Origin of the sequence: Sphingomonas sp. AP4-R1, from assembly GCF_013113735.1 — a bacterium.
Lineage (GTDB): Bacteria > Pseudomonadota > Alphaproteobacteria > Sphingomonadales > Sphingomonadaceae > Sphingomonas_I.
Genome location: NZ_CP053346.1, coordinates 4,576,620 through 4,600,471 on the forward strand (window position 1 = coordinate 4,576,620; position 23,852 = coordinate 4,600,471).

The following is a 23,852-nucleotide window of genomic DNA, read 5'->3' on the forward strand; positions in this document are numbered from 1 at the left end:
GCGAAGGCCCACGAAACCGGATCGCGGCGTCACGGCGCATGCCGTGGCGCCACTCCCTTCGCCCACGGTTCGCACAGAGCCCCGACGCCCACATTCGGCGGCGGGGTCGAGTTGACAACCCGCCGCGCACCCCATACCGCGCTAATGAGAATTGATATCAACGCGCCGGCTTAATTTCCCATGAAGAGTTCTTCGATCCGCGCGTGGTACGTCGTGCACAAATGGACCAGTCTGGTCTGCACCCTGTTCCTGCTGATGCTGTGCATCACCGGCCTGCCCCTGATCTTCAAGGACGAGATCGATCGTCTGGGCGGCAAGAGCCTGCAGTTCGGAATGCCGGGGGTCGGCTCGTCCGGCACCGCTCATGGGCTCCTGCCGCTCGATACCATGATGGCCAAGGCGCTTGCCGCGCGGCCCGGCGAAGTGCCGCTGTTCATGGCATTCGACAACGATCAGCCTTCGATGACGATCACCACCGGCCCGCGACCCAACTCTCCGGGTTCGGAGATGACGATCCAGGTGTTCGACCGATCGACCGGCAGATTGCTGGGCAAGGAGGATGGCAGCGGCGTGATGGCCTTCCTGCTCAAACTGCACACCGACATGTTCCTGGGCCTGCCGGGCATGCTGTTCCTTGGCGCGATGGGCGTGCTGTTCACCGCCGCGCTCGTGTCCGGCGTGGTGCTGTATGCGCCGTTCATGCGGAAGCTTGCGTTCGGCACGCTCCGGACGTCGCGCAGCGCGCGGCTGAAGTGGCTCGATTATCATAACCTGCTCGGCATCGTCGCGCTGGCATGGATGACGGTGGTGGGTGTCACCGGCGTGATCAACACGCTGGAAAAGCCGATCAACGCCTTGTGGCAGCGGAACGAACTGGCGGAGATGACCCGCCAATATGCCGACAAGGGTGCGCTGCCGCCCGCGCGTTACGGCTCGCTGGACAAGGCGATGGCGGAAGCGCGCAAGGTGCTGCCCGGCAACAATCCGCAGTTCATCGGCTTTCCCGGCGGTCGCTTCAGCTCCAAACATCATTATGCCGTGTTCTTCCAGGGCGACACGCCGCTGACCGAGCGCCTGCTGACCCCCGCTTTGATCGACGCCGAAACCGGCGCCTTCACCGCGGCGCGGACGATGCCGTGGTACAACAAGTCGCTCTCGCTCTCGCGTCCGCTGCATTTCGGCGATTATGGCGGCCTGCCGCTCAAATTGCTGTGGGCCGTGCTGGACCTGTTCACGATCGTGATCCTGATCACCGGGCTCTACCTGTGGCTCGGCAAGCGCCGCGCCTCCTCGGCCGCGCATGTCCGCGAAGTCGAGACGGGCGGGATCGCGGTGCCGGCCGAATGACGCGGCGCACGCCCTCCGGACAGAGCCTTCGGACGATCTTCGCGGCCCCGCTGGCCATCGCCTTGCTGAGCGTGGTGGCGCTGGTCGCGGCGCTCACCGGCGACGGGTGGCGCGATGCGCTTTCGTGGGTCGGGCTGGCCGTACCGATCCTGACGGTCGCGTGGGCGATGAAGGCCCGCCGGACCTGAACGATATCGCGCGCGGCCACCGCGTGCCCAAAAAAGGGACTTATCTGTGATCCATAGCCGTCGCCGCATCGCCCTGGGCCTTACGATCGGCACCTCCGCTCTGGCCCTGGCCTTTCCGGCTTACGCGCAGGCCGCGAACTCCGAAGGACGCGAGGAGGAAATCCTCGTGACCGCGCAGAAAGCGAACCAGACCGGCGTGACGCACGCGGGCAAGATCGGCGTCCTCGGCGACAAGCCGGCCGAGGACGTGCCGTTCGCGGTCAAGAGCTACAATTCCGCGCTGATCCTGAACCAGCAGCCCCAGACGCTCGGCCAGGTGCTCGATAACGATCCGTCGATCCGCACCAGCTACGGCTTCGGCAATGCCGCCGAGCAGTTCGTGATCCGTGGCTTCGCGCTGGCGGGCGACGATATCGGGTTCGATGGCCTCTATGGTATCACCCCTCGCCAGCTGATCGCGCCCGAACTCTATGATTCTGTCCAGGTGCTCAACGGATCGAGCGCCTTCCTCAACGGCGCCGCTCCGGGCGGCACCGGCATCGGCGGCAGCGTCAACCTCCTTCCCAAACGCGCGGGCAAAACGCCGCTGACCCGGCTGACCGCGAACTACACCTCCAGCGCGCACTTCGGCGGCAGCTTCGATGTCAGCCGCCGCTTCGGCGCCGGCGGCGAATGGGGGGTGCGCGTCAATGGCGCGGCCCGGCGCGGCGACGTGGGCATCGATGACGAATTCCGCAGCGCCTATCTGCTCGGCGGCGCGATCGACTACAATAACGGCCCGCTGCGCCTCTCGCTGGATCTCGCCTACCAGAAGGTGCGCGTGAACCAGCTCCGCCCCAAGCTGACGCTGCCGGCCGCGATCACCGTGATCCCGCGCGTGCCGAAGGCGAGCACCAATTACGGCCAGCCTTATTACTTCACCAACCTGCGCGACATTTACGGCCAGTTCCGCGCCGAATATGATCTGTCGGACAATGCGATGGTCTATGCCGCCTTCGGCGCGCGCGACGGTTCCGAAAACGGCTTCTACAGCACGCTCTCCCTGCTCAACGCGACGACGGGCGCGGCGTCCGTCTCGGGATCGCTCATCCCCCGCACCGACAATAACGAAGCCGCGCAAGCCGGCCTGCGCGTGAAGCTCGCCGCCGGCGGGGTGACTCACGAATTCAACATCGGCGGGTCGATGAACTGGCTCGTGAACCGCAACGCCTTCGAATTCTATGCGGTCTCCCCGGTCACCAATAACATCTACAATCCTGTCGTGGTCCCGAAGCCGAGCGCGGTCTCCTCGCGCGGCGGCAACATGGCCGATCCCTTCCCGATCTCGCGCACGCGCCTGACGAGCGCCTTCGCGTCGGACACGATCGGCGTCTGGGACGATCGCATCCTGCTGACCGGCGGCCTTCGCCTCCAGCAGATCGACGTGAAGACCTACGCCTCAAGCGCCATCCCTTTGCGCAACATTGCCGCAGGGCAACTCTCCGCCGAATATCGCAAGGACGCGATCACCCCGGTCGTCGGCCTCGTGGTGAAGCCGGTCGAGCATGTATCGCTCTATGCGAACCGCATCGAGGCGCTGGTGCAGGGCGCGGCAGCCCCGGCGATGAGCGGCGGCTTCAACATCGTCAACGTCGGCGAGGTGCTGCCGCCCTACAAGTCGAAGCAATATGAGGTCGGCGGCAAGCTGACGTTCGACAAGGTCACCGCCAGCCTGGCCTTCTTTACCACCGAGCGGGCGACCCAGATCCTGGAGCCCGTCGCGACCCCCGCCAACTCGGCCCGCTTCGTGGCGTCCGGCCGCCAGCGCAACAAGGGCATCGAACTCAGCGTCCAGGCGGAGCCGGTGAAGGGCGTGCGCATCATCACCGGCGGCTCCGTCATCGACGCTCGCCTGCGCCGCCAGACGAACGGCCTCAACGAGGGCAACAAGGTGGCCGGCGTGCCCGACTATCTGATCAACGGAAACGTTGAATGGGATGTGCCGTTCATCCCGGCTCTCACGCTGACCAGCCGTGTGGTCCACACCGGCGAGCAGCCGGCCAACAATAGCAACACGCTGTCGCTGCCGAGCTGGACCCGGTTCGATCTCGGGGCACGCTATGTCCTGCTGGTGAAGGACATGCCACTTACGCTGCGCGCGGGCGTCGATAACGTGGCGAACAAACGCTATTGGGCCTCCGCGTTCGACAATTCGCGGCCCGATCTGCTCCAGGGCGCTCCCCGCACCTACAAGCTGTCGGCCTCGATCGACCTGTAGCCTGATTGTCGGTGGTGGAGCGGGTGGCGGGCAGCCCCGCCCGTCAACGGGTAGCCCCCGACGGCGGATGCGCGGAAATCAGGCGGCAATCGGAGAGCGCGACGGGATCGGTTCAGGTCGCGCCGCGTATCACTCCGATGATGCGCCGTCTTTTCCTGTCCGCCGCCCTGCTCGCCAGCCTCCCGTCCAGCGTGGGAGCGGCCGAAGTCGCGCCTTTCGATCTGGCCGGGCCCGTCCTGCGCGTGATGGTGACGCATGACGGGCAGACGCTGCCGATCGATCAGGTGCCGCAGCTGGCGGCGGGCGACACGATCGCGGTTCGCGCCGATCTCCCGAAGGATCAGTCCGCGCATTACCTGCTCGTCACGGCATTCCTGCGCGGCTCCACCAATCCGCCGCCGGACAAATGGTTCTCGCAGTCCGAAACCTGGTCGAAGAAGGGGCGCAAGGGCGTATCGCTGGTCGTTCCCGAAGGCGCGCAACAGGTCATGCTGTTTCTCGCACCGGAGACGGGCGGCGACTTCCCGACGCTCCGCAACGCCGTGCAGGGCAAACCCGGCGCCTTCGTGCGGGCCGCGCAGGATCTGGCCCAGGCCTCGCTGGATCGTCGGCGACTGGACACGTTTCTGGTGGCGGTGCGCAAGCCGATCGCAGGGGATCCGGATCGGCTGGAACGGATCACGCCGCTTCTCGCGCGCAGCCTGCAGATCAAGGTCAATGCCGATTGCCTGACGAAATCGCCCGAGCTTCAGGCCTCCTGCCTGCTGCAGAATCAGGACTCGCTCGTCCTCAATGACGGCCACACCAATGCGATCACCGATGCGCTCTCCGGGCCCGGCGTCGATCTCGCGCTGCAGCTGAGCGCGACGCCGCAGGGCGGTCTAGGCTATTACAGTCCCTACATTGCCGCCGTGCGCGACATCATCGGCCTGTTCGGCTCGATCCACACCGCCAAATATCAATATATCCCCGCGCTCGCGACGCTCGACGGCGATGCGATGAGGATGGTGCTCAACGCCGCCCCGTCCTTCCACAATCCCAAGTCGGTGCTGGTGGCGGCGCTCCCGATCGTCGCGCCCGTCCGGATACCGCCGCTCGAAATCGCGGAGCCCGATCTGTCGGTCTGCGCGCAGGCGGACGAAATTCTGCTGCCGATCGCCGGCGCCCCGCTCGTCTATGCGACCCACTACGCGCACGATCTGAGCCTGCGCGTCGCAATGCCGGACGGAGGCGCTCTCGATCTGCCCGCCGTTCCGGACGTCGAGCGCGGCGGCCTGGTCGTGAAGACGGGCGGCAAGATACCGATGGACCTAAAGGCCCCGATCAAGGCGACGATCCACGGCCTCTGGGGCTTCCAGCCGTTCGACGGCCCCGGCATCCGCCTCCAGCCCGCCCGTGCCGGCACATGGCGCTTGGCATCCGGCGCGGATCCGGCGCGGCGGGACGGCAATGTCGAGCTGGTCGGCGGGGCCGCCGCCTGCGTCACGCGGGTCGAAATCGGGGACGACAATGGCCGGGTCGTCAACTGGAAGCGGCTCGCGCCGGATCGGATCACGGTCGCGCTGGGGGATGATCGACGCGCGGGCGCTGCGATCGTCGTCCGCGGCCCTGCGGGTTTCGATCCCGACAAGATCGTGATGGCCGGCGCCCCGCAACCGGCCCGTTTCTCCGCCACTGTCATCGCCCGCCATCTCGAACGCCCGCCGCAGACCACGCCGGTCCCGATCCTGCTGGACGGGAACGATCAGGTGCCCGCAGACGCCACGCTCCGCATCTCGCTTCGCGCGGCGGACGGAATGCGGTTCACCAGCCACGAAACCGTGGAGATCTCGGCCGGCGGCAGCGATGCCTCCGCCCTGCTCACCGTCGCCAAGGGTCTGACGATCGCCGACCCGCGGGTCGCGATCGCCACGATCCAGCCGGCGGCCATGCTCGGCTCGTCCGCGTTCGGGCCGCTGCGCGCACGGGTGGTGCATGATGGCGTGCCGGGCGACTGGCTCCCCATCGGCACGCTGGTACGCCTTCCCACGATCCAGCAATTGCGGTGCCCGGAGGATCAGGCCGCGCCGGCCTGCGAGCTTTCGGGGGAGAATCTCTTCCTGATCGGATCGGTTTCGGCGACGCCGGGCTTCGAAAATGCCGCCAGCGTTCCGGATGGCTATCCCGGCAATGCGATCCAGGTGCCGAGGCCCGCCGGCAAGAGCCTCTACGTCCGCTGGCACGACGATCCCGCCAGTACCGGGCGCCTGGGCCAATGAGCCCGGCGCCTCATGGCCTGATCCCGAGCGCACTGTTTGACGGCTCGGCGTACTGAAAGGGGCGGTTATCGATCGATAACGAAGATCGACAACCGCTTCCCAGGCCTTACCGACCGCGCCGTCCGAGGCGGCAGCGGCCTCCGCCCATTCCGCAGCCGCTCTAGCGAGTGTAGAGAGACCGCAGCTTCGTCAGGTCCGCCTTGGTCAGCCCCATCTCGTCGCGGAAATAGCCTTCGGTGCCGCCGGCATGGCTCTCCACCACCTTGAGCGCGGCCTCGATATAGGCGCGATCCGCAGTCATATAGGCGCGCAGCACGTCGGGCGGCAGTTTCAGCCATTCGGTCGAGGTCGTCGCCGGACTGCGGATCACCTTCTGCGGATCGAAGTAGCGATTGGTGAGCAGATAATCCTCCACCACCGTATCATGCGGCACGCCGAGCGCGCTCAGGATCAGCGCGGCGGCGACGCCCGTCCGGTCTTTGCCGGCCGAGCAGTTGAACGCGAGCGGCACGCGCCCGGCGAGCAATTCACCGAACATCCGCCGATACTGGCTGTTGAAGCGCACCAGCATCTGGGGATAGGTCGCGGCCATCGTCGCCTTGGCATTTTCGGCCGTGGGCATCGCGCCCGGCTTGAAGCCGATGCCGCCGGTCAGATCGGCCATCGCATAATCGTCGGCCAGGACATGCGGCGCGCCCTTGGCCGGCCAGTTCGAAGGCTCGCTCTGCCGTTCGTCGGTCGAGCGGAAATCGCAGACGGTGCGAATGCCGAGCTTCTGGAGATAGGCGTAATCGGCCGGCGTCAGGAAATGCATCGATCCGGAGCGGTACAGCACGCCCCAGCGGACGGTGCGGCCATCGGCGGTGCGATAACCGCCAAGATCGCGGAAATTCTGGCCGCCCTGCAGCGGCAACGCCCGCTCGTGCGAGCCTTCCGCCGACGCGGCCGGCGCCGGCTGGAGGGCTGCGGCCGTGAAGGCCGCCGAAGAGAGCCCGATCGCCGCCAGCGGCAGCGCGAGAAGAGAGGTGAAGCGCATGGATGATATCCCGATCAGAAGGTCAGACGGCCCTCAAGCCCATAGGTGCGCGCCTCGTTGTAGATGGCGTAGGTGCCCAGAGCCGAGCTGAAGTTCTTGAGAAACATGAAGTCGTTGTTGAACAGGTTGCGCGCCCAGACCGAAACCTGGAGCTTCGCGCCGCCATCGTTCATCCGGATATCGGCCAGCGACAGGCGCCCGTTGACGGTGAACGATTTGTCGCTCTTCGTCGGATCCGATGACGTCGTATATTGGCGCCCTGCGGCATTGGCATCGAGATGCGCGACGATGCGGGTGCCGGCACCGCCCACCGGCAGGCTATAATCGATCGCGCCGCTGAGCGCGTTCTTCGGCGTATAGACGGGATAGACCGGCACCAGAGGATTGCCCGTCACGAACGGATTGGGCGCCTCGGGCAGGCGGACCGAGGTGTAGGCATAGCTGCCGTTCAGCGTGAGACCGGGCAGCGGCGCCACCGTGATGTCGGCCTCGAAGCCCTTGATCCGGCCATTGCCATTGGCGTTGGTCGTCTCCAGCGTGGTGCGATTGGCGCCCGGGATCAGCGCGTTGAAGTCGATCTGAACATTCTTGTACTGGCCGGTATAGGCGGCGACGTTCAGGCGGACGCGACGATCGAGGAACTCGGTCTTGGCGCCGATCTCGAATTCGGACACCGATTCCGGGCCGAAAGCGCGATAGGTGAGCGAGCGCGAATTGGCGCCGGCCGCGCGATAGCCGGTGCTCCACTTGCCATAGACATGGACGGTCCGCGTCAGATCCAGCGCGATATTGACGAGCGGATCGACCCGGTTCGACTTCACGTGCATCGGCAAGGCGCCGGTCACGCCATTCACCACCGGCGTGAAGCCGTTGATCAGATACAGTTCGCCATCCTTCTTGTCGTGCGAATAGCGTCCGCCCGCCGTCAGGTGGAGGCGCTCGTCCCACACGGGCGGCGTCCAGGTCGCCTGACCGAAGACGGCGGCGCTGTCGGTCTTGGCGATGCTGGCGCGATCCGGGAAGGGCGACTGGGCGATGCCCGGCGTGGACAACACGGTATAGCCGGTGCCATCCGCATTGAACTTCAGCGTGTTCGGCGACCACGCATTGTCGCGAACGCGCTCGTGATAATAGAACAGGCCGCTGACGAAATTGACATTGCCGAGATCGCCGAGGAACTGCAGCTCCTCGCTATATTGATGCTGGTAGAAATTGGCGAGGCTGTTGCGGGCGAAATTGGCATTCGGCGCATAGACCGACAGCACCGAGGCGCCATTGTCATATTGCGACTGATCGAGCTTGCGATAGGAGCTGATCGACTTCAGCTGGAAGCGATCGTCCAGATGCCATTCCAGGTTGAGCATATGGCCGTGCGTGTGGCCAACGCTCTGCTGCAGCGGCACGCCGACCTGCGCGGTATCCAGCCGATAGGGCGTCGGCTGCATGATCGGTGCCGGCGTCAGCGATCCGCGCGAAACCAGCTCGACCAGATAGGGCGTGGTCCCGTCGCGCGAGATATCGAATTCATAGGTCGCGCTGAAATCGGCCGACGGCTGCCAGCGCGCGGCGATGTGGCCGCCCCGGCGATCATAGCCGTTGAAATCCTCCTGCCCCGCCATCGGGTTCTTGATCGTGCCGCTTCGCTTCTGGACGAGGCCGTCCACCTTCACCGCGATATTGCCGACGGCGGGCAGATCGACGTGCATGGCGCCTTCATAGCCGCCGAAATTGCTGACGCCGGCCGTGCCGTCGAAGTGGAATTCGCCGCTCGGCTTCTTGGTGACGATGCTGATCGCGCCGCCTTCGGTGTTGCGACCGAACAGGGTGCCCTGCGGCCCCTTCAGAACCTCGATCCGCTCGACATCATAGAGCGCCGCGCCCAGGCCCTGCGCGCGGCCGAGATAGACGCCGTTGAGATAGACGCCCGCGCCCTGCTCACGCGCGGGCTGGTTGGCATCGCCCAGCGCGCCGACGCCGCGGATGTTGACGACCAGCGCGGACTTGCGCGCGAAGAAGGGCGCCACGCGCAGCGACGGGATCGAGCCGTCACCGAGATCGGTGAGCGACAGAACATGGCGGTTGGCCAGATCGTCACCGCCGAGAACGGCGATGGCGATCGGCGTGCGCTGCAGATTGGTTTCGCGCTTCTGCGCGGTCACGACGATGTCGTTGAGGCCATCGGAATCGGCCGCCGCCGCCGCGTCCGGTGCAGGTGCGGCATCCGCGGCGGCTGCCGCGAGCGCGGGCGTCGACGCTGCAAACAAGAGCGCGGCAGCGAGCGCGGGCAAGCCCGTGCCCCGGCGGAAATCGATCATCATGGTAGCCCCCTGAGGTGAGTCGCGGAATGTTTCGAGGGCCGATTAGAACGTTTGTATGGCACTCCTGTTACGTTCGTCTTGTTTACTTTTTATCGTCATGGAATGTTTGTATGAGCCATCATCGAAAGGTTTCGGCCACCAAGCCGACAGAGATCGGATCAGGGAAACCATATGCTCGGGCAGGGCAGTGAAGGCAGAAAAGAGAGCGAAGGCTCGGCACAAAAGCTGATCGAAGCCGTGCTTACGCAGTGGGAGTATCGCGGATCCAGCGCGATCTCCGCCCGCTCGTTGACGACGGAGGCCGGCGTCCCCGTCTCCAGCCTCTATCACCACTTCGGAAATCTGGAACACTTGTATCTGAGTGCGCAGGCCCATGCGCGATTGGAAGCCGAACGCTGGTGCGCCAAGCATCTGGACTCGTTGGCCGTCGCCGGCTGGCTGCCGCCGAGCGCCTTTCCCGCCCTCCTCGCCGTGCTGATCGACGACTGGACCGAGCGGCAACGCCGCCTCGCCTTCGCCTGGCGGGAATGCGCGCTGGCGGCCGCGCGCGAACCCAGTTTCATGGCCGAGATGGAGGCCTGGCGCGCGCTCTGGTCCTCTTTCTGGCAGACCGTCTGCGACCGGTGCGGCCGATCCCGCTTCGGGGAACTGACCGCCTTCTTCTTCTACAATGAGAGCCTGTTCCACCTGATCCGCTGGCATCGCGCGATCGATTGCGCGGCGCTGCACGATCTCTGCGCCGGATGGAGCCGCTGGCTCGAAGGAGAACTCGCCGAGGAAGGCCCCTGGCGCCGCGCCGCGCGCGAGGAAGCGGCGCGGACGATGCCGAGCCTGCCGGTGCAGGGCGAGCTTTCGGGGCGCATCGCCGAGGCCGCCGCGACCATCCTTCTGCGCGAAGGCCTGTCCGCCCTGACGCATCGGGCGGTCGCGGCCGAGGCGGGGCTGACGCTGGGAGTCGTGTCACACAATGTCCGGACCAGTGCCGATCTGGTCCGCGCCGCGTTCGAGATGGTCTATCGGCGGGTGTCGGGCAGCGACACGCTGACGCCGCAGCCGCTGGACGTCAGCGATGACGAACTGATCGGCCTGCTGCTGGGCTTCCAGCGCGACGAAAAGCCCCTGCCCTCGCTCGACGAACTCCTGCTGGCCGTCGCGCGCGATCCTTCGCTCGCCAGTTTCATCCCCCAGCTTCGCTACATGCGCGGCCGGACGAGCGGCGTGTTGCTTCCCGCGATCGCCGGCGGCGGGCGCACCGGATCGCCACTCGATCACGCTTTGCTCTCGGCTGTCGCTTCGGGCATGCGCCAGGCCTGCCTCGGCACGTCGGAGGATGAGGCCCGTCGGCGCGTCGAGCAAACCGTGGCGACGCTCATCGGAATGCTGCGCCGAAACGCCTGAAAGGCGCCTGTCACAGAAAATTGCGAAAAGGCTGCCGGGCCGCAACACTGCGGCCGGCGGGAACCGGGCCTGTGGCAGCGAGCGAGACAGAAAGACGACTCGGCTGGGGCCGGTTGGCGATCTTTTCGCTGCCTATTCTGCTGATTCAGGCGATCGAGATTCCGTGGCGCACCTATCTGCCCGCCTTCCTCACCGGACCGCTCGGCTTCGGACTGGCGGCGGCGGGCACATTGCTGGCGGCGATCCGCTTGTTCGATGTCGGCTTCGATCTGTTCGTCGGCTGGGCGAGCGATCGCTGGCCAACCCGCTTCGGCCGCCGCAAACCGTGGATGGCGGCGGGCGTGCCGCTGATCATGGCGGGATCGGCAGGCGTTTTTCTGGCGCCGCCGGGCGCCTCACTGGGCGTTCTGGCCATCTGGGCGGTGCTGCTGCACGCCGGCTATACGATGGTGGTGACGCCACATGGCGGCTGGGGGCTGGAAGTCGGCCGCACGCCCCGGGAGCGATTGCGCGTGATCGCGGTCAAGACATGGTTCGGTGCGCTGGCCACGCCGCTGGTGGTCTTTCTCCCGAGTCTGCTCGAGCGCACGATCGCCGCCGACCGGACGATGCAGATGCGCGCGATGGGCGCCGCGATCCTGCTGCTCGCGCCGATCATCATCGCGTGGGTGCTCCGCGTGATCCCCGAACCGGAGACGGTATCGCAGCAAGATGCCCCCCAGCGGAGCATGCTGGACGGAATAAGAGAGCTGCTCCGCCATCCCAGCTTCGCGCGGATCGCATCGCTCTACGCGTTGGCGGGGCTGACCGAGGCGACCGGTTCGGGCTCCTTCATATTCTTCGTCGAAGGACCGCTCGGCCTGCGCGGCTGGGCCAGCACATTGCTGTTGATCCAGGCCCTGATCGCGTTGATGTCGTTGCCGGCCTGGGCCTGGACCGGTGCCCGGATCGGCAAGCGGCGCGCGCTGGCGATCGCGCTCGTCGTGCAGGCCGGCGCGATGGCGCTGGTGCTGATCGTGCCGCCCGGCGCGGCGACGATCGGCCTCGCGTTGCTCGCCGTCCGCTATGCCTGCTGGGGCGTGGACTTCCTGTTCCTCCGCGCGATGGTGGCCGATCTGGCGGGAGCGCGATGGACTCCGGCCACAACAGTTCGGCCACCCATTATTCGGCCTTCAACGTCACGCTTCGCATCTCGTTCAGCCTGGGCGCGGGGCTGGTTTTGTGGATACCGGCGCTGCTCGGTGCCGCCCCCGGCAGCGGCGCTCCGTTCGACGATGCGATGCGCCTGGTCTTCACCGTCCCGGCCTGCCTCGGCGCCATCTGCAGCCTGCTTCTTCTGGCGCACGAAAACAGATCGCTTGCAAAGCTGGCCGGTCACAGGCGGCCGGCCTGACCAAGGCACCGCGGCCGGCGCATCCGTTGCCCGTTCGTCGCTTTCCAGGTTTGCTGAGAGCTCGGAAAAGTCGGGATCAGGCGCACAGCGCCTCAACAGGCGATGGTCAGAACGGCTAGGCCGCTTTCGGCAACCGCCCGGTACCGACATGAAGCACGGTCTGCTCGCCGCCCTCGATGCGGAAGATCGTGCCCTGGGGCGCGTCGTCGGCCAGATCGACGCCCTCGAACGGAGCACCCCCGGCCAGCAGCCCGCGCAGCACACGCAGCGTCACGCCGTGGCTGATCACCAGCACGTCCCGGTCCGGCGCGAGGTCCGCGACCCACGAGCGGAGCCGCGCGGCGATCTCTGGATACCATTCGCCTTCGGGCGGGCGCACCGAGAAGATATGCCGGTCGGGACAATGGATCGGCCCGATCTCGGCCACGACATCCTTGTAGAGCCGTCCCTGCCAGGCACCGACATCGATCTCCAGCAGGCGCGGATCGGTGCGGATGTCGAAGAAGTCGCGGCCGAGATGCTCGGCGATGATCGCGGCGGTCTGCAGCGTCCTGCCCGAGGGCGACGCCCAGATGTCGCAATCCGGACTCAGCCCTTCGTCGGCCGCCAGCGCCACCCCCATCGCCTCGGCTTGCGCAATGCCGGCGCGGGTCAGCGGCGTGTGCCCCATATGACCCTGCATGCGGCCGCCCGCATTGTAGACCGTCTCGGCATGGCGGGCGATCGTGATCCGCATCGAACCGGCTTTTCCTGTCAGAGCGCCATCGAGGCGCGGGCGAAGAATTCGCGACCGTTCGTGCCGATACCCCCGACCTCCGGATATTGATAGCTGCCCCCCTGGCTGAGCGCGCGATCCACGATCCGGTCGGGTGCGACATTGCCGAGATTGAGTACGCCTACCCCGAACGTGAAGCGGCGGCCCACCTTCACGTCCGCCACCAGATCCACCGTCGTCACAGCCGAGAAGACCTGCTCCTGCACGAGCGAGATCGCCTTGAAGCGGCCGAAGCGGACGACATCGGCATTCAGCGCGAGCGGCCCCAGATCGAGCCGCGCCGATCCCGTCACCTTGTCGCGCGGCTGGGCGGTGGTCAGCAGATCGAGCGCCATCGTGCCCAGCAGCGGCAGCGCCGGCACGACGGTGTTGGCGGCGAGCCGGTCGACATCCGTCTTCGCCCGCGCATAGCCCGCATTCAGCGACAGGCGCGCGCCTTGCGCGATCCGCCCGCGCCAGCCCGCGACGATCTCATAGCCGTCGGTGGTGGTATCCAGCGCATTGGTGAAGAAGCGGACCTGGCTGGCATTGGTGATGCCCGCGGTTCGCAGCACGGCGGTGACGGCCGCGCCGCTGAGCGTGTCGCTGAGCGCGATGCGATCGTCGATCTTGATATGGAAGACGTCGGCGGTCAGCGTGAAGCCATGTCCGGGCGTCAGCACGACGCCACCGCTGATGCTGCGCGATTTCTCCCGCTTCAGCGATTGCGCGCCGAGGGCGCGAGCGACCGGATCGTCCACCGCGAACGTGCCCACGTTGACGAGGACGCCACCGCTCGACTGGCTGGTGACGGTGCTGAAGCCGCTCTGCTGAAGCGAGGGTGCGCGGAAGCCGGTCGATCCCGTCGCGCGCAAGGCGATGAACGACGCAGGCTTCACCAGCGCGCTGACCTTTCCGGTCACGGCGCTGCCGAAATCGCTATAATGTTCGTAGCGCACCGCGCCGCCCAGGGTGACGATGGTGACGGGCTTCAGCTCAGCATCGAGAAAGGCGCTGACGGCGTTGCGCGAGAGGCTGACCGGGCTCGGCGGGTTGAAGCCCGGAAAGCCTTGAGCCCCTGCTCCCGTGAACGACGCCGCCTCGCCCGACCGGATCGAATAATGTTCGTGGCGATGTTCGACGCCCACCGCGACATTCGCGCCGGCCAGCAGCGCGAACGGACGGCTCAGCGTGAGGTTGGCGACATTCTGGAAATAGCGCGCGCCGCCCGCGTCGAACCGCGTCGGGCTGGCCGCGCCGAGCGAGGTGTTCGCCGTATCCTTCGCGAGGAACTGCGCGTCGTTATAGCCGATCGTGTCGCTCAGATCCCACTTCCAGCCACCGATCGCACCGCGCAGGCCGAACGTGCCGCCCGCATCGTCCTGATTGAGGCGGATGTGGGGGATGAAGCCGTTCGGATAGAGGACCGAGATGCCCGGCGCGCGGAACTGGGCCGGGCTGGTCGAGCGGCGATGGGAATAGGTCGCATCGCCATACAGTTCGACGCCGCCGAGATCGTAGCGGGCGTTCAGCGCTGTGTTGATGTCCATCGCGTCTGGATCGCCCTGCTCGCCGGTGATCCGGCCATAGCGGCTGTCGACCGCGACGCGGTTGGTGGGCGATTGCGAGCGCAGCTCGGCCGTCAAATTGAGGCTGCCGTGGGCGCCGAGTTTCAGCCCCTTGTTGACGGTCGCCACATAGAGCGCGCCGTCGCCCGCGCCCGTCCTCCCGGCCTGCGCCGTGGCGCTGCCGCCGCTCGCATCGGACTTGAGGACGATGTTGATCACGCCCGCAATCGCATCCGAGCCATATTGGGCGGCGGCGCCATCGCGCAGCACCTCGATCCGGGCGATGGCCGCGAGCGGGATCGTGGCCAGATCGATCGGCGCCGATCCGCGCCCGATCACGTTGTTGAAGTTGATGACGGAAGAGGCATGCCAGCGTTTGCCGTTGACCAGCACCAGCACCTCGTCGGGCGAGAGGCCCCGCAGCGTGGCGGCGCGGGTGTTCGCGGCGGACGGCGCCGTCGCCGAACGCGGATAGTTGAACGACGGCGCGATGAATTGCAGCGCGCGCGGCAGATCGGTCATCCCCCGCGCCATCAGATCCTCGCCGCTATAGACGTCGACGGGCGCCGGGGAGTCTGTCGCCGGACGGCCTGCCGTGCGGGTGCCGAGGACGACGATCGAATCGTCCGATGCCGGCGCATCCTGAGCGAAAGCGGGCGAAGCGAGAGTGGCGCCGGCGAGAGCGATCGCGCGCAGAGAGAAGGTCATGATGGATCCCGATTCTGAGGCTGTCGCCACCGTGTAGAGGGGCTGGGGCACGAGCCGGTATCGCGGAGGTTCGCAGCCTTGTTGTGCGTCACGCAACGTCGGCGACGGCGCGGCGATAGGGCGCCCGCGCGGCGAGCCCGCACAGGCACGAGACGGCCAGCGCGACCGGCAATGCGATGGCCAGCGCTTCGCCCAGCCGCGCCTCGTCGTGCAGCAGCCGATCGGTCAGCAACGCCACCGCCGTAGGGCCGAGGCCGAGACCGATCAGGTTCACCGCCAGCACGGCCAGCGCATGCTGCATTCCCCGCATCCGCGACGGCGTGATCTGCTGGAGCGTGGCCGGTCCGGAGCCGATCGCCAGCGTCAGGAACAGGAAGGTCGGCACGAGCAGGGCGAACGAGAGAGGCGCGCTGCCGGCGAGCGGCGCCGCCACCGCGAACGGCATCGCCAGCATCGCCCCCGCAATCATCACGCGCAGCCGCCCGTCGGATCTCCCCGCAGCGGTCAGGCGATCGCCGAGCAGACCGGCCGCGAGCGTCCCCGTACCGCCCGCCGCCATCACGATGAAGCCGAGCGTCCGCCCGGCATCGGCCGCCGTCATCCCGTAGCGGCGCAGGAAGAAGGTCGCCGCCCAGGCGGACAGGCCGTACATCGCCATCGCCGCGAAGGCGACGCCGAGGTTGACGAGGATCAGCGGCCGACTGCGCACGCGGAACCAGGCCAGAGCCTCGCGCAGGGATACGTGCGGCTGAGCCCCGCTGCGGACGGGTTCGCGCAGGCTCGCCACCCAGAGGGCCACCAGCAGGCCCGGCGCGCCGACGAGCAGGAAGACGAGCTGCCAGCCGTGCATCGTCCCCACCAGTGGCACCACCGCCTCCGCCGGAACGCGCGACGCGACCGCCGCGCCGATGACCAGCGCCAACCCCGCCCCGACATAGGCGCCGACGCTGTAGAGCCCCATCGCCAGCCCCTGCCGTCGTACCGGGAAATAATCCCCGATCAGCGAATAAGCGGAGGGCGTCATCGTCGCCTCCCCCACTCCCACGCCGATCCGGCACAGCAGCAATTGTCCATAGCCGCGCGCCAGCCCGCACCCCGCGCTCGCCAGGCTCCAGACGGCGACCCCCACGCCCAGCAGCCGCGTGCGCGGGCGCGTGTCGATCAGCCGCCCGATCGGCAGGCCGCCGACCGAGAGGAAGAGCGCGAAGGACAGGCCCTGCAGCAGGCTGATCTCGATATCGCTGAGCCCGAGATCACGCTTGATCGGCTGCACCAGCAGATTGAGGATCTGCCGATCGACGAAGGCCAGCACATAAGCGAGGATCAGGACGCCCAGCGCATACCAGCGATAAGCGTTGCTGTTCGACGATGCGGTCCGCTCAGTCATGCCGGCGGCCCGCCATCGCCCGCAATTGATCCGCATAGTCGGGATAGACATCGGCATGATCGGCCAGATCGTGACGAACCATGCCCTCCGGCTGCACCAGTTCGAAACGGTGCGCCCCCTGTTCCAGCGTCACTACGGCCATTCCCACGTCCTTGACCCCCACCGTATCCTGCATCGCATCCGGCAGGATGAAGGCAGTCGAGGGCACCCAGAGATGCTCTATCCCGCCTATGTGAAGCTGCCGCGTCTGATGCGTGTGGCCGGAGACGACGAAGCGCAGCCCTTCGCCGAGCCGCCGCAGCAGGGCGACGCCCGCGTCCGGCGGCACATAGCGGTGGTGCAGGCTCCGGTCGGCGGTGCCGTCGCGGAAGAGCGGCTTGTGCAGAAAGAGGCCGATCGGCCCGGATGCCTTCGCGACGATGCCCTCCAGCCAGGCATCCTGCGCCCGCTCCTCGTCCGCCCCTTGGCCGAACAATTGCGCATCGAGGCCGATCAGCGTCCAGCCTGCGGCGGCCATCGCCCAGCGATCCGGCCCGAATGCGGCGGCATGACGATCCAGCCGTTCGCGGGTGACGGGCGGGTGATCGTGCGGGCCGGGATTGTCGCCGATGTCGTGATTGCCGGGCAGCACGCGGAGGTCGCCCGGCCAATCGGTCAGCATCGCGCGGGCGTGATCGACCTGCGCCGGATCGACCGCGCCATCGGCGGTGATATCGCCGAGATGCACGGTCAGGCCGATGCCGCGTTCGGCAATCCAACGTCGGGCGGCGGCGAGATTGGCGTCGAAGGCCGGCGCGACGGGGGTGAGATGGGTGTCGGAGATAAGGGCGATCTGCATCGGCCCGACCTGCACCGCGCCGACGACACCTCCAATCCCAAGACCCGCAACGCGCCTTGCGTGGCGAGCAACAGGCGCAGACCTGTCCCGAAAGTGTGACAATCCCTGTCTAGAGTATCGTCTTTCGACAGGAGGGAATGTTGCGCCGCCAGACACCGCCGCTGGAAGCGACCGAAGCCTTTCTGCTCGCCGCGCGCGCCGTGTCCTTCCGGGCGGCCGCCGACGAGCTGGCGCTGAGCCCCTCCGCTTTCTCGCGTCGTATCCAGCTGCTGGAAAGCTTCGTCGGCGTGGCCTTGTTCGATCGATCGGGCGCGGTGGTGCAGCTGACGGATGCGGGCGCGCGCTATTTCGCGGAGATCGCGCCGGCGATGGACACGATCCGCCGGGCGACGGTGGGCCTGCGCGATCAGGCCGGCAGCCGCACGTTGCGGCTGATGACCTCGCACAGCTTCGCGGTCGGCTGGCTGGTGCCGCGCCTGCCGGATCTGTTTCGCGCGCACGGCATCGAGATCGACCTGTCGATCGGCCGCGACGCGCAGGCGCTTCGCTCCGGTCAGGCAGACCTCGCCATCTGGGGTGGTCGCCCGCACGAGGAAGACTTGCCACGCGAACGGCTGATCGATCTGTCCGCCGTGCTGGCCTCCGCCCCCCGGCTGGCCGACGGCCGCACCCCGCCCGCATCGGTCCGCGAGCTTGGCGAGCATCGCATCCTCGCCACCAAGGTGCCCGAACATTTCTGGCAAGGCTGGCTGACGGGAATGGGGCTCGACGGTCGGCTTCCGCAACCGGCGACGCGGTTCGAAACGACGCAACTCACCTATGAAGCGGCGGCGAGTGGCCTCGGCCTCACCCTGGCCGTGCCGTTGATTTCCGAACGGTTCGTGGCCGACCGGCGCCTGCTTCCCGCTTTCGGGCCGGCCGTCCCGATCGGCTTCGACTATAGCGTCTTCTATGCGACGGCAGAGATCGAGCGGCGCGCGCCCGTGAAAATATTCGTCCGCTGGCTCCGGGATCAGATCGCGATGTCGCTGTCGCAATTCGAAATGTGGGTTGGATCATCCGATCGAGCCGGCGATCCCGACGCCGCAAACGGCAGACCGGATCCTCTGCAACGCGACGGGCAAATCGCATACGACAGGCCCCTGCCCGGGCATATGGAAGGCGGGAGAGCAGCCCGCATCCCGGCGTAGCTGTCGAACAGATAGTGGGGAGTTGTCGTAACGAACCGCGTTGCGACACGCTGAGCCGATCACACGGCGGCAGCACTGGACGAGGTGCCCCCGCCAGTCTGCCGCACGCCGCAACAAGCTATGGCGGTTTTCCGATCGCCAAACATCGGGACGGGCAGGGGCAGATTTTCAGGCCCCCTTGCTTGGGGATGGGCGATAATGATCCGACGTTTGACGCTGCTGCTCCTGTCGAGCGGCGCCTCTCTTTCCATGCCGGCGATGGCCGCTCCGGTCGCGCCAGCGGCTGAATCCGCCGCGATCGATTTCAACATCCCGGCCTCCGATCTCGGCACCGCGCTCAATGAGGCGGGTCAGCAGGCAAGTCTGCAAATCTCCTTTCCCTACGAGCCGATCGCCGGGCGGCGGGCACCTGCCGTCAAAGGCCGGATGCCGGCTTCTGCTGCGATCCGCCAGCTGATCACGGGCAGCGGCCTCGTCATCTCCGAGATCGGCGACGATCATATCCGCCTCGTCCAGGGGGCGACCGCCAGCGGCGACGAAACCGTCGTCACGGGGTATCGGCTATCGAACCGGCGCGCGCTCGCGTCCAAGCGCGACAGCACGCAGATCCTCGACGCGGTCAGCCAGGACGAAGTGAGCCAGTTGCCCGACGTCAACATCGTCGAAGCCTCGCGCCGCATCCCCGGCATCTCGGTGATCCCGGAGCGGGATTCCAGCCGCTCGCGTGACAATTACCAATATGTCACGATCCGCGGCCTCGACGCGCGCTACAATCTCGTCACCGTCGACGGCGCGCAGATCGCCAGCGCCGACAGCAGCTATCGTGGTGCCCAACTCGCGATGCTGCCCGCCTCACTGGTCAGCGAGATCCAGGCGATCAAGACCGTCACCTCGCAATATGATCCCCACGCGCTGGGCGGCCAGATCAACCTGACCACCAAGAGCGCGTTCGACACCGGCAATTTCGTGACCGCGCAGGCATTGGGCGGGTGGACCTCGCGCGACGGCAAGGTCGCCCCCGCTGATCGCGCCAACATCCGCGCGAGCGGCACCGCGGCGTATCTGTTCGGGGCCGAGAAGCAGTTCGGCCTCGTCGTCTCGGGCGAATATCAGCGCATCCAGACATCGGCGCTGGCGAGCCTGCCGGGCGACACGGGCGGCGGGGGCTGGACCTACTACACAGCCGCCGGCGCCCAGACCGGCGACATCTCCAACTCCACCGGCCGCGCCGTGCCCGTCCGCGTCCAGGACTATGCGTTCACGGACAAGCGCGAGCGCTACAGTGTGAACGCCAAGCTGGAATATCGGGCGGGCGACCGTTTCGGTGCGTCGCTGTTCGGCGGCTATTATCACGAGCTGACCACCGAAAATCGCTACGAGGCGCTGGCTTTGCCCGCCGCCGCCTATACGCCCGGCCCCACGATCGACAGCGGCACGCTTCGCACCGGCAATTATCAGCTGGGCGTGGTCACCCAGCCGGTCACGCGAAGCACCTGGTTCATCAACGGTGACGCCCATTACGACGTCACCGACAATCTGAAGCTGACGGCGGCGGTCTCCGATTCCCAGGCGCGCCGCGTCGAAGACCGATGGATGTACAAGTGGAACACCGGGATGAACGAGGTGACCGGTAGCACCACCAATCTTGCCGATTATGGCTATGGCTATGTGAACACGAACGGCACCCCGTCCATCACGCTCAACAACGCTCCCGCGGCCGCATTGGCGAGCAACTATCAACCCCGTTACTGGCGCAATCTGGATTCCGAGATCAAGAACACGGTCCGATCCGCGCGGGGTGACATCGCATGGAATTTCGACGCGAACTCGCGCGGGCTAGGCCTCAATGCCGGCATCAACCAGACGCTGACGCACGTCGACAGCACGCTGATCTCCCGCGAATGGCTGGCCAAGGATCCAGCATCGGCGTTGCTGATCGGTAATCTCGACCAATATTCGCAACCGACGGTGCTGACGCCGCTGCTCGCCCCCGGCATCAAATTCTATCTGATCGACCCGGCGAAAGCGCGGGCCGTGCTCTATGACCATCTCGATTATTTCCGGCAGGTCGATCACACGTCGGACAACAATGCCGCTTTCTATCAGCTGCGGGAATCGATTACGGCGGGCTATGGTCAGATCGGCTGGCGCAGCGACGCTGTCGCGGTCCAGGCGGGTGTCCGCTACGACGATACGCGCGTGAAGATCGGCTATCTGAACAAGACCGTTACCGGCGGTACGACCAGTTATCCGTTCCAAGAGCGTAATCGCGGTTACAGCTATTGGCTCCCCTCGGGCATGGCGACCTGGAACACGACGGGGCGGCTGAAGCTGCGCGCCGGGATCAGCGAGACCATCGGCCGCCCCGATTACGGCCAATATGGCGCGGCGACCACGACCAGCTATGACGGTGCCACGCTCAACATCAGCCAGGGCAATCCCGATCTGAAGCCGCGTCGCGCGTGGAATTACGACGTGTCGGGCGAATATTATCTCGGCGCCGGCGGGCTGATCTCGGCCGCCTTGTTCTACAAGGACATCAAGGACGAGATCTTCACCCGCACCACGACCACGACGACCGCTTCCTATATGGGGCAGACGAACGTGCCGACCACCATCTCGCAGCCGCTCAACGCGTCGTCGGCGATGGTGAAGGGCGCCGAGGTGCAGATCATCAAGGATCGGCTGGACTTCCTCCCCGGCCGGCTCGCCAATCTGGGCGTGGCGGTGAACGCCACCTGGCTCGATGGCCATTTCGATTTCCAGATGTCGAACGGCGCCACCCGCCGGATCGGCGCGCTCTTCAACCAGCCCGATCATATCTACAACGCGCAGATCTTCTACACCGAAGGGCCGGTGAACCTGCGCCTCGCCTTCAATCGGATCGGCGCCTCGCCATTGTCCGTCGACAGCAGCTTTACATGGCGCGACATCTGGACGGACTCGCGCGACCAGCTCGATCTGCAGGCCAGCTATTATGTCACCCGCTGGCTGCAGGTGACGGCGCAGGTGCAGAACCTCACCAACACCGCGTTCGAGGCGCATCTGGGCCAGAAACGCGAGCTGCTGCAGACCCGATATCCGGTCGGCCGCACGGTCTGGTTCGGTCTCGTCCTGAAGCCGGAAGTTTCCAAGCGCTAACGCTCTACTCCTCCCGGCAACTCTTTGTCGGGAGGAGCTTTTTTCGCAGGCCGATTGTCACAATCATGTATCAGAATCGTCCTAGCCAGACGTGACATTCTCTCCGGCAAGGCGCTTCATTCCGATGTCCTGGCTGCGTCCCATCGACGCATGGTTCGCGGAGGCGATCCTCCCGCACGAACCCGTTCTTCTGCAGCAGGCGCGCCGCTGGACCGGCGTGGACGAGGACGCGCGCGATCTCGTCCACGAAGTCTACACCCAGATCCTGCAGTTGGACGCGTGGGAGCAGATCGCGAACCCCGCCGCTTATGCCGCCCGAATGATGCGGAACAACGCGCTCCAGCGCCTCCGCCGTGCGCGCATCGTCCCGTTTCGCCAATTGACCGCGCTGGAAAATGAGCGGGCCGACCCTGCCCCCGGCAGTTTCCAGATCTGCGCCGGGCGCGAGGAACTGGCGCGGCTGCGGGCCGCGATCGATCGATTGCCGCCCGCCTGCCGCCGCGTGATCCTGCTCCGCAAGTTCGAGGACTGCCCTCCGCGCATGATCGCCGAGCGGCTCGGCATCAGCCTCTCGACTGTCGAGAAGCATCTCGCGCGCGGCCTGATGCTGCTGGCACAGGCGCGGGACATCGACGCGATCGCCACGCCGGCCGAAATGGACGAGGCCGCGACGCCCGAAAGCGCGCCGCGCCAGAGCCTGTCGCACATTTGAAATTTTTTGGACCGGCCATGGCGGTTTTGCCGCTGCCAATCATCGTTTGAATCGTGCCCGGAATCAGGCAGGGTTCCGACACGTGAAGGATGTGATGACGCCAGCCCCAAAGATCGAGACGGAGGCAGCCGCGTGGCTGGCGGCCCTGGATGCGGGCACCGCCGATCGGGCTGCGTTCGAGGCATGGCGCAGCAAACCGGCCCATGCCCTCGCTTTCATCCGCCTTGAGCACACGTGGCGCACGCTCGATCGGCTGCGCGACCCTGCAATGAGCGAGCCGTCTCCACAGGATGCCCAAGCCGCCTCGTCTCCTGCGCCGGAGACGCACGCATCGAGGGTCGACCGGCGCGCTCTGTTGCGCGCGGCCACCTTTGTTGCGGCGGCAGCCGTGGGCGGCGGCGTGCTGTTGACCAAGCGCACCGAGGCCCATGTCGTGGAAACGGCAATCGGTGAGCGGCGCCGCTTCTATATCGGCTCACGCGCGTCGGTAGATCTCAATACGGATAGCCGCCTGCGCTGGTGGCAAACCGGCGGCGGCTTTGAAATCGCGCTCGATCGTGGGGAATGCTCCATAGCGCTGGAGGGCGAAACAACCCCGTGCATACTGCAGGCCGACGGCAATAAAATCCATCTTGCTGCTGGGCATTTCAACGTGCGCCGCCACGCGGAAGACCGGATCCGGTTGGTCCCCCTGTCGGGCGAGGCCCGGCTCGAACGCTTCGGCAAGTCACTGACGGTCGCCCGTGGCCGGCAGCTAGTCCTGACGGATCGAGAGGAAAAAATCGCGCCGATCGCATTCGCCGATCTTCACGCCTTGGCCGCCTGGCAGCGCGACGAACTCCTGTTCAACGGGCAATCGCTGGCCGAGGCTATCGCCGAATATAATCGCTACCTGCCCGTTCCGATCCAGCTGGCTGACGCCAGCCTAGCGTCCGTCCATCTCGGCGGTCGGTATCGATCGAGCAGCACCGACGAGTTTCTCGCAGCGCTCAAGGCCAATTATAATATTCACGCTGTACGCACCCCAACTGCGGTATTGCTGCACCACTGAACCGCCTGCTGCCAATGATACGGCGAGGCTGCGCAGCAGATTGCGCCAAGTTTCGTGCCTCGTTGCCGTGATGCACGATAGATGCCTGCATGACGTTCAGGCGGCGTTTTTGAACAATATGTCGTTGTTCACTTGAGAAGACCCATAATCCGATATTCACAGACTCAAACGCACTCGCCGGGGGCCGGACGTTCGTTCATTCCTTCGCTCGGGTAGCCGGCATTTTACCGTTTCGGCAGGCGCGCTGGACCAGATCCATGCGACTTCACCCGGCCATGGCACGCATCTGCAGCCAAAAAGTTCCGCTC

At 66.3% G+C, this 23,852-nt stretch carries 16 protein-coding genes and 1 pseudogene; 11 read left to right on the top strand and 6 right to left on the bottom strand.

What is annotated here, in order from left to right:
* The first annotated feature begins 180 nt into the window (after nucleotides 1-180).
* The 4 genes from HL653_RS20805 (at nucleotide 181) to HL653_RS20820 (ending at nucleotide 6,050) form a co-directional block, all read left to right on the top strand.
* Nucleotides 181-1,347, top strand: a complete 1,167-nt coding sequence (locus HL653_RS20805; RefSeq protein ID WP_171746190.1) for a PepSY domain-containing protein — start codon at nucleotides 181-183, stop codon at nucleotides 1,345-1,347.
* Entirely contained in the window at nucleotides 1,344-1,535 is a 192-nt protein-coding gene (locus HL653_RS20810) for a hypothetical protein (protein WP_171746191.1), read from the top strand. Before HL653_RS20805 ends, HL653_RS20810 begins: the two co-directional genes overlap by 4 nt.
* Before the next feature lie 46 nt (nucleotides 1,536-1,581).
* Nucleotides 1,582-3,792 carry a TonB-dependent siderophore receptor gene (locus tag HL653_RS20815; RefSeq protein ID WP_253717213.1) on the top strand — a complete coding sequence of 737 codons (2,211 nt, stop codon included), beginning with the start codon at nucleotides 1,582-1,584 and terminating at the stop codon, nucleotides 3,790-3,792.
* 137 nt (nucleotides 3,793-3,929) lie between these two features.
* Complete coding sequence (locus tag HL653_RS20820; RefSeq protein WP_253717214.1) at nucleotides 3,930-6,050, top strand: hypothetical protein; 2,121 nt, start codon at nucleotides 3,930-3,932, stop codon at nucleotides 6,048-6,050.
* A 160-nt stretch (nucleotides 6,051-6,210) separates the two neighbouring features.
* Here HL653_RS20820 and HL653_RS20825 read toward each other — a convergent pair whose 3' ends face one another.
* Both HL653_RS20825 and HL653_RS20830 read right to left on the bottom strand, forming a co-directional pair.
* A complete protein-coding gene (locus HL653_RS20825; protein ID WP_171746192.1) occupies nucleotides 6,211-7,086 on the bottom strand; it encodes a tyrosine-protein phosphatase in 876 nt (291 codons plus the stop codon).
* A 14-nt stretch (nucleotides 7,087-7,100) separates the two neighbouring features.
* Nucleotides 7,101-9,404 (bottom strand): TonB-dependent receptor, encoded by a 2,304-nt coding sequence (locus tag HL653_RS20830; RefSeq protein ID WP_171746193.1) that lies wholly within the window; start codon nucleotides 9,402-9,404, stop codon nucleotides 7,101-7,103.
* 171 nt (nucleotides 9,405-9,575) lie between these two features.
* On the opposite strand from HL653_RS20830, the gene HL653_RS20835 reads away from it, so the two are divergent.
* The 3 genes and pseudogenes from HL653_RS20835 to HL653_RS20845 all read left to right on the top strand — a co-directional run bounded on the left by HL653_RS20835 (nucleotide 9,576) and on the right by HL653_RS20845 (nucleotide 12,195).
* A complete protein-coding gene (locus HL653_RS20835; RefSeq protein ID WP_171746194.1) occupies nucleotides 9,576-10,802 on the top strand; it encodes a TetR family transcriptional regulator in 1,227 nt (408 codons plus the stop codon).
* A 71-nt stretch (nucleotides 10,803-10,873) separates the two neighbouring features.
* Nucleotides 10,874-11,866 (top strand): annotated as a pseudogene (locus HL653_RS20840) (MFS transporter); the annotation flags it as partial.
* Nucleotides 11,867-11,931: 65 nt separating this feature from the next.
* Complete coding sequence (locus HL653_RS20845) at nucleotides 11,932-12,195, top strand: hypothetical protein (protein ID WP_171746195.1); 264 nt, start codon at nucleotides 11,932-11,934, stop codon at nucleotides 12,193-12,195.
* 115 nt (nucleotides 12,196-12,310) lie between these two features.
* Here the strand turns inward: HL653_RS20845 and HL653_RS20850 are convergent, their stop codons facing one another.
* From HL653_RS20850 to HL653_RS20865, 4 genes are all read right to left on the bottom strand, one after another.
* Entirely contained in the window at nucleotides 12,311-12,931 is a 621-nt protein-coding gene (locus tag HL653_RS20850; RefSeq protein WP_171746196.1) for a histidine phosphatase family protein, read from the bottom strand.
* Between the two features lie 17 nt (nucleotides 12,932-12,948).
* Nucleotides 12,949-15,225, bottom strand: coding sequence for a TonB-dependent siderophore receptor (locus HL653_RS20855; protein WP_171746197.1), 2,277 nt, complete (start codon nucleotides 15,223-15,225; stop codon nucleotides 12,949-12,951).
* 88 nt (nucleotides 15,226-15,313) lie between these two features.
* Entirely contained in the window at nucleotides 15,314-16,612 is a 1,299-nt protein-coding gene (locus tag HL653_RS20860; protein WP_171746198.1) for an MFS transporter, read from the bottom strand.
* A complete protein-coding gene (locus tag HL653_RS20865; protein ID WP_171746199.1) occupies nucleotides 16,605-17,450 on the bottom strand; it encodes a metallophosphoesterase in 846 nt (281 codons plus the stop codon). Before HL653_RS20865 ends, HL653_RS20860 begins: the two co-directional genes overlap by 8 nt.
* Before the next feature lie 137 nt (nucleotides 17,451-17,587).
* On the opposite strand from HL653_RS20865, the gene HL653_RS20870 reads away from it, so the two are divergent.
* The 4 genes from HL653_RS20870 (at nucleotide 17,588) to HL653_RS20885 (ending at nucleotide 23,544) form a co-directional block, all read left to right on the top strand.
* Nucleotides 17,588-18,640, top strand: coding sequence for a LysR substrate-binding domain-containing protein (locus HL653_RS20870; protein ID WP_171746200.1), 1,053 nt, complete (start codon nucleotides 17,588-17,590; stop codon nucleotides 18,638-18,640).
* Nucleotides 18,641-18,838: 198 nt separating this feature from the next.
* On the top strand, nucleotides 18,839-21,781 hold the full coding sequence (locus HL653_RS20875; protein WP_171746201.1) for a TonB-dependent receptor: 2,943 nt from the start codon (nucleotides 18,839-18,841) through the stop codon (nucleotides 21,779-21,781).
* 124 nt (nucleotides 21,782-21,905) lie between these two features.
* Nucleotides 21,906-22,493 (top strand): RNA polymerase sigma factor, encoded by a 588-nt coding sequence (locus HL653_RS20880; protein ID WP_171746202.1) that lies wholly within the window; start codon nucleotides 21,906-21,908, stop codon nucleotides 22,491-22,493.
* Nucleotides 22,494-22,575: 82 nt separating this feature from the next.
* Nucleotides 22,576-23,544 (top strand): FecR family protein, encoded by a 969-nt coding sequence (locus tag HL653_RS20885; RefSeq protein WP_171746203.1) that lies wholly within the window; start codon nucleotides 22,576-22,578, stop codon nucleotides 23,542-23,544.
* Nucleotides 23,545-23,852 lie beyond the last annotated feature (308 nt).

What these genes read in the sequence shown, in the direction of transcription:
- HL653_RS20805 (WP_171746190.1), top strand. Translation starts at nt 181, where the DNA reads ATGAAGAGTTCTTCGATCCGCGCGTGGTACGTCGTGCACAAATGGACC.
- HL653_RS20810 (WP_171746191.1), top strand. Translation starts at nt 1,344, where the DNA reads ATGACGCGGCGCACGCCCTCCGGACAGAGCCTTCGGACGATCTTCGCG.
- HL653_RS20820 (WP_253717214.1), top strand. Translation starts at nt 3,930, where the DNA reads ATGATGCGCCGTCTTTTCCTGTCCGCCGCCCTGCTCGCCAGCCTCCCG.
- HL653_RS20825 (WP_171746192.1), bottom strand. Translation starts at nt 7,086, where the DNA reads ATGCGCTTCACCTCTCTTCTCGCGCTGCCGCTGGCGGCGATCGGGCTC.
- HL653_RS20830 (WP_171746193.1), bottom strand. Translation starts at nt 9,404, where the DNA reads ATGATGATCGATTTCCGCCGGGGCACGGGCTTGCCCGCGCTCGCTGCC.
- HL653_RS20835 (WP_171746194.1), top strand. Translation starts at nt 9,576, where the DNA reads ATGCTCGGGCAGGGCAGTGAAGGCAGAAAAGAGAGCGAAGGCTCGGCA.
- HL653_RS20845 (WP_171746195.1), top strand. Translation starts at nt 11,932, where the DNA reads ATGGACTCCGGCCACAACAGTTCGGCCACCCATTATTCGGCCTTCAAC.
- HL653_RS20850 (WP_171746196.1), bottom strand. Translation starts at nt 12,931, where the DNA reads ATGCGGATCACGATCGCCCGCCATGCCGAGACGGTCTACAATGCGGGC.
- HL653_RS20855 (WP_171746197.1), bottom strand. Translation starts at nt 15,225, where the DNA reads ATGACCTTCTCTCTGCGCGCGATCGCTCTCGCCGGCGCCACTCTCGCT.
- HL653_RS20860 (WP_171746198.1), bottom strand. Translation starts at nt 16,612, where the DNA reads ATGACTGAGCGGACCGCATCGTCGAACAGCAACGCTTATCGCTGGTAT.
- HL653_RS20865 (WP_171746199.1), bottom strand. Translation starts at nt 17,450, where the DNA reads ATGCAGATCGCCCTTATCTCCGACACCCATCTCACCCCCGTCGCGCCG.
- HL653_RS20870 (WP_171746200.1), top strand. Translation starts at nt 17,588, where the DNA reads ATGTTGCGCCGCCAGACACCGCCGCTGGAAGCGACCGAAGCCTTTCTG.
- HL653_RS20875 (WP_171746201.1), top strand. Translation starts at nt 18,839, where the DNA reads ATGATCCGACGTTTGACGCTGCTGCTCCTGTCGAGCGGCGCCTCTCTT.
- HL653_RS20880 (WP_171746202.1), top strand. Translation starts at nt 21,906, where the DNA reads ATGTCCTGGCTGCGTCCCATCGACGCATGGTTCGCGGAGGCGATCCTC.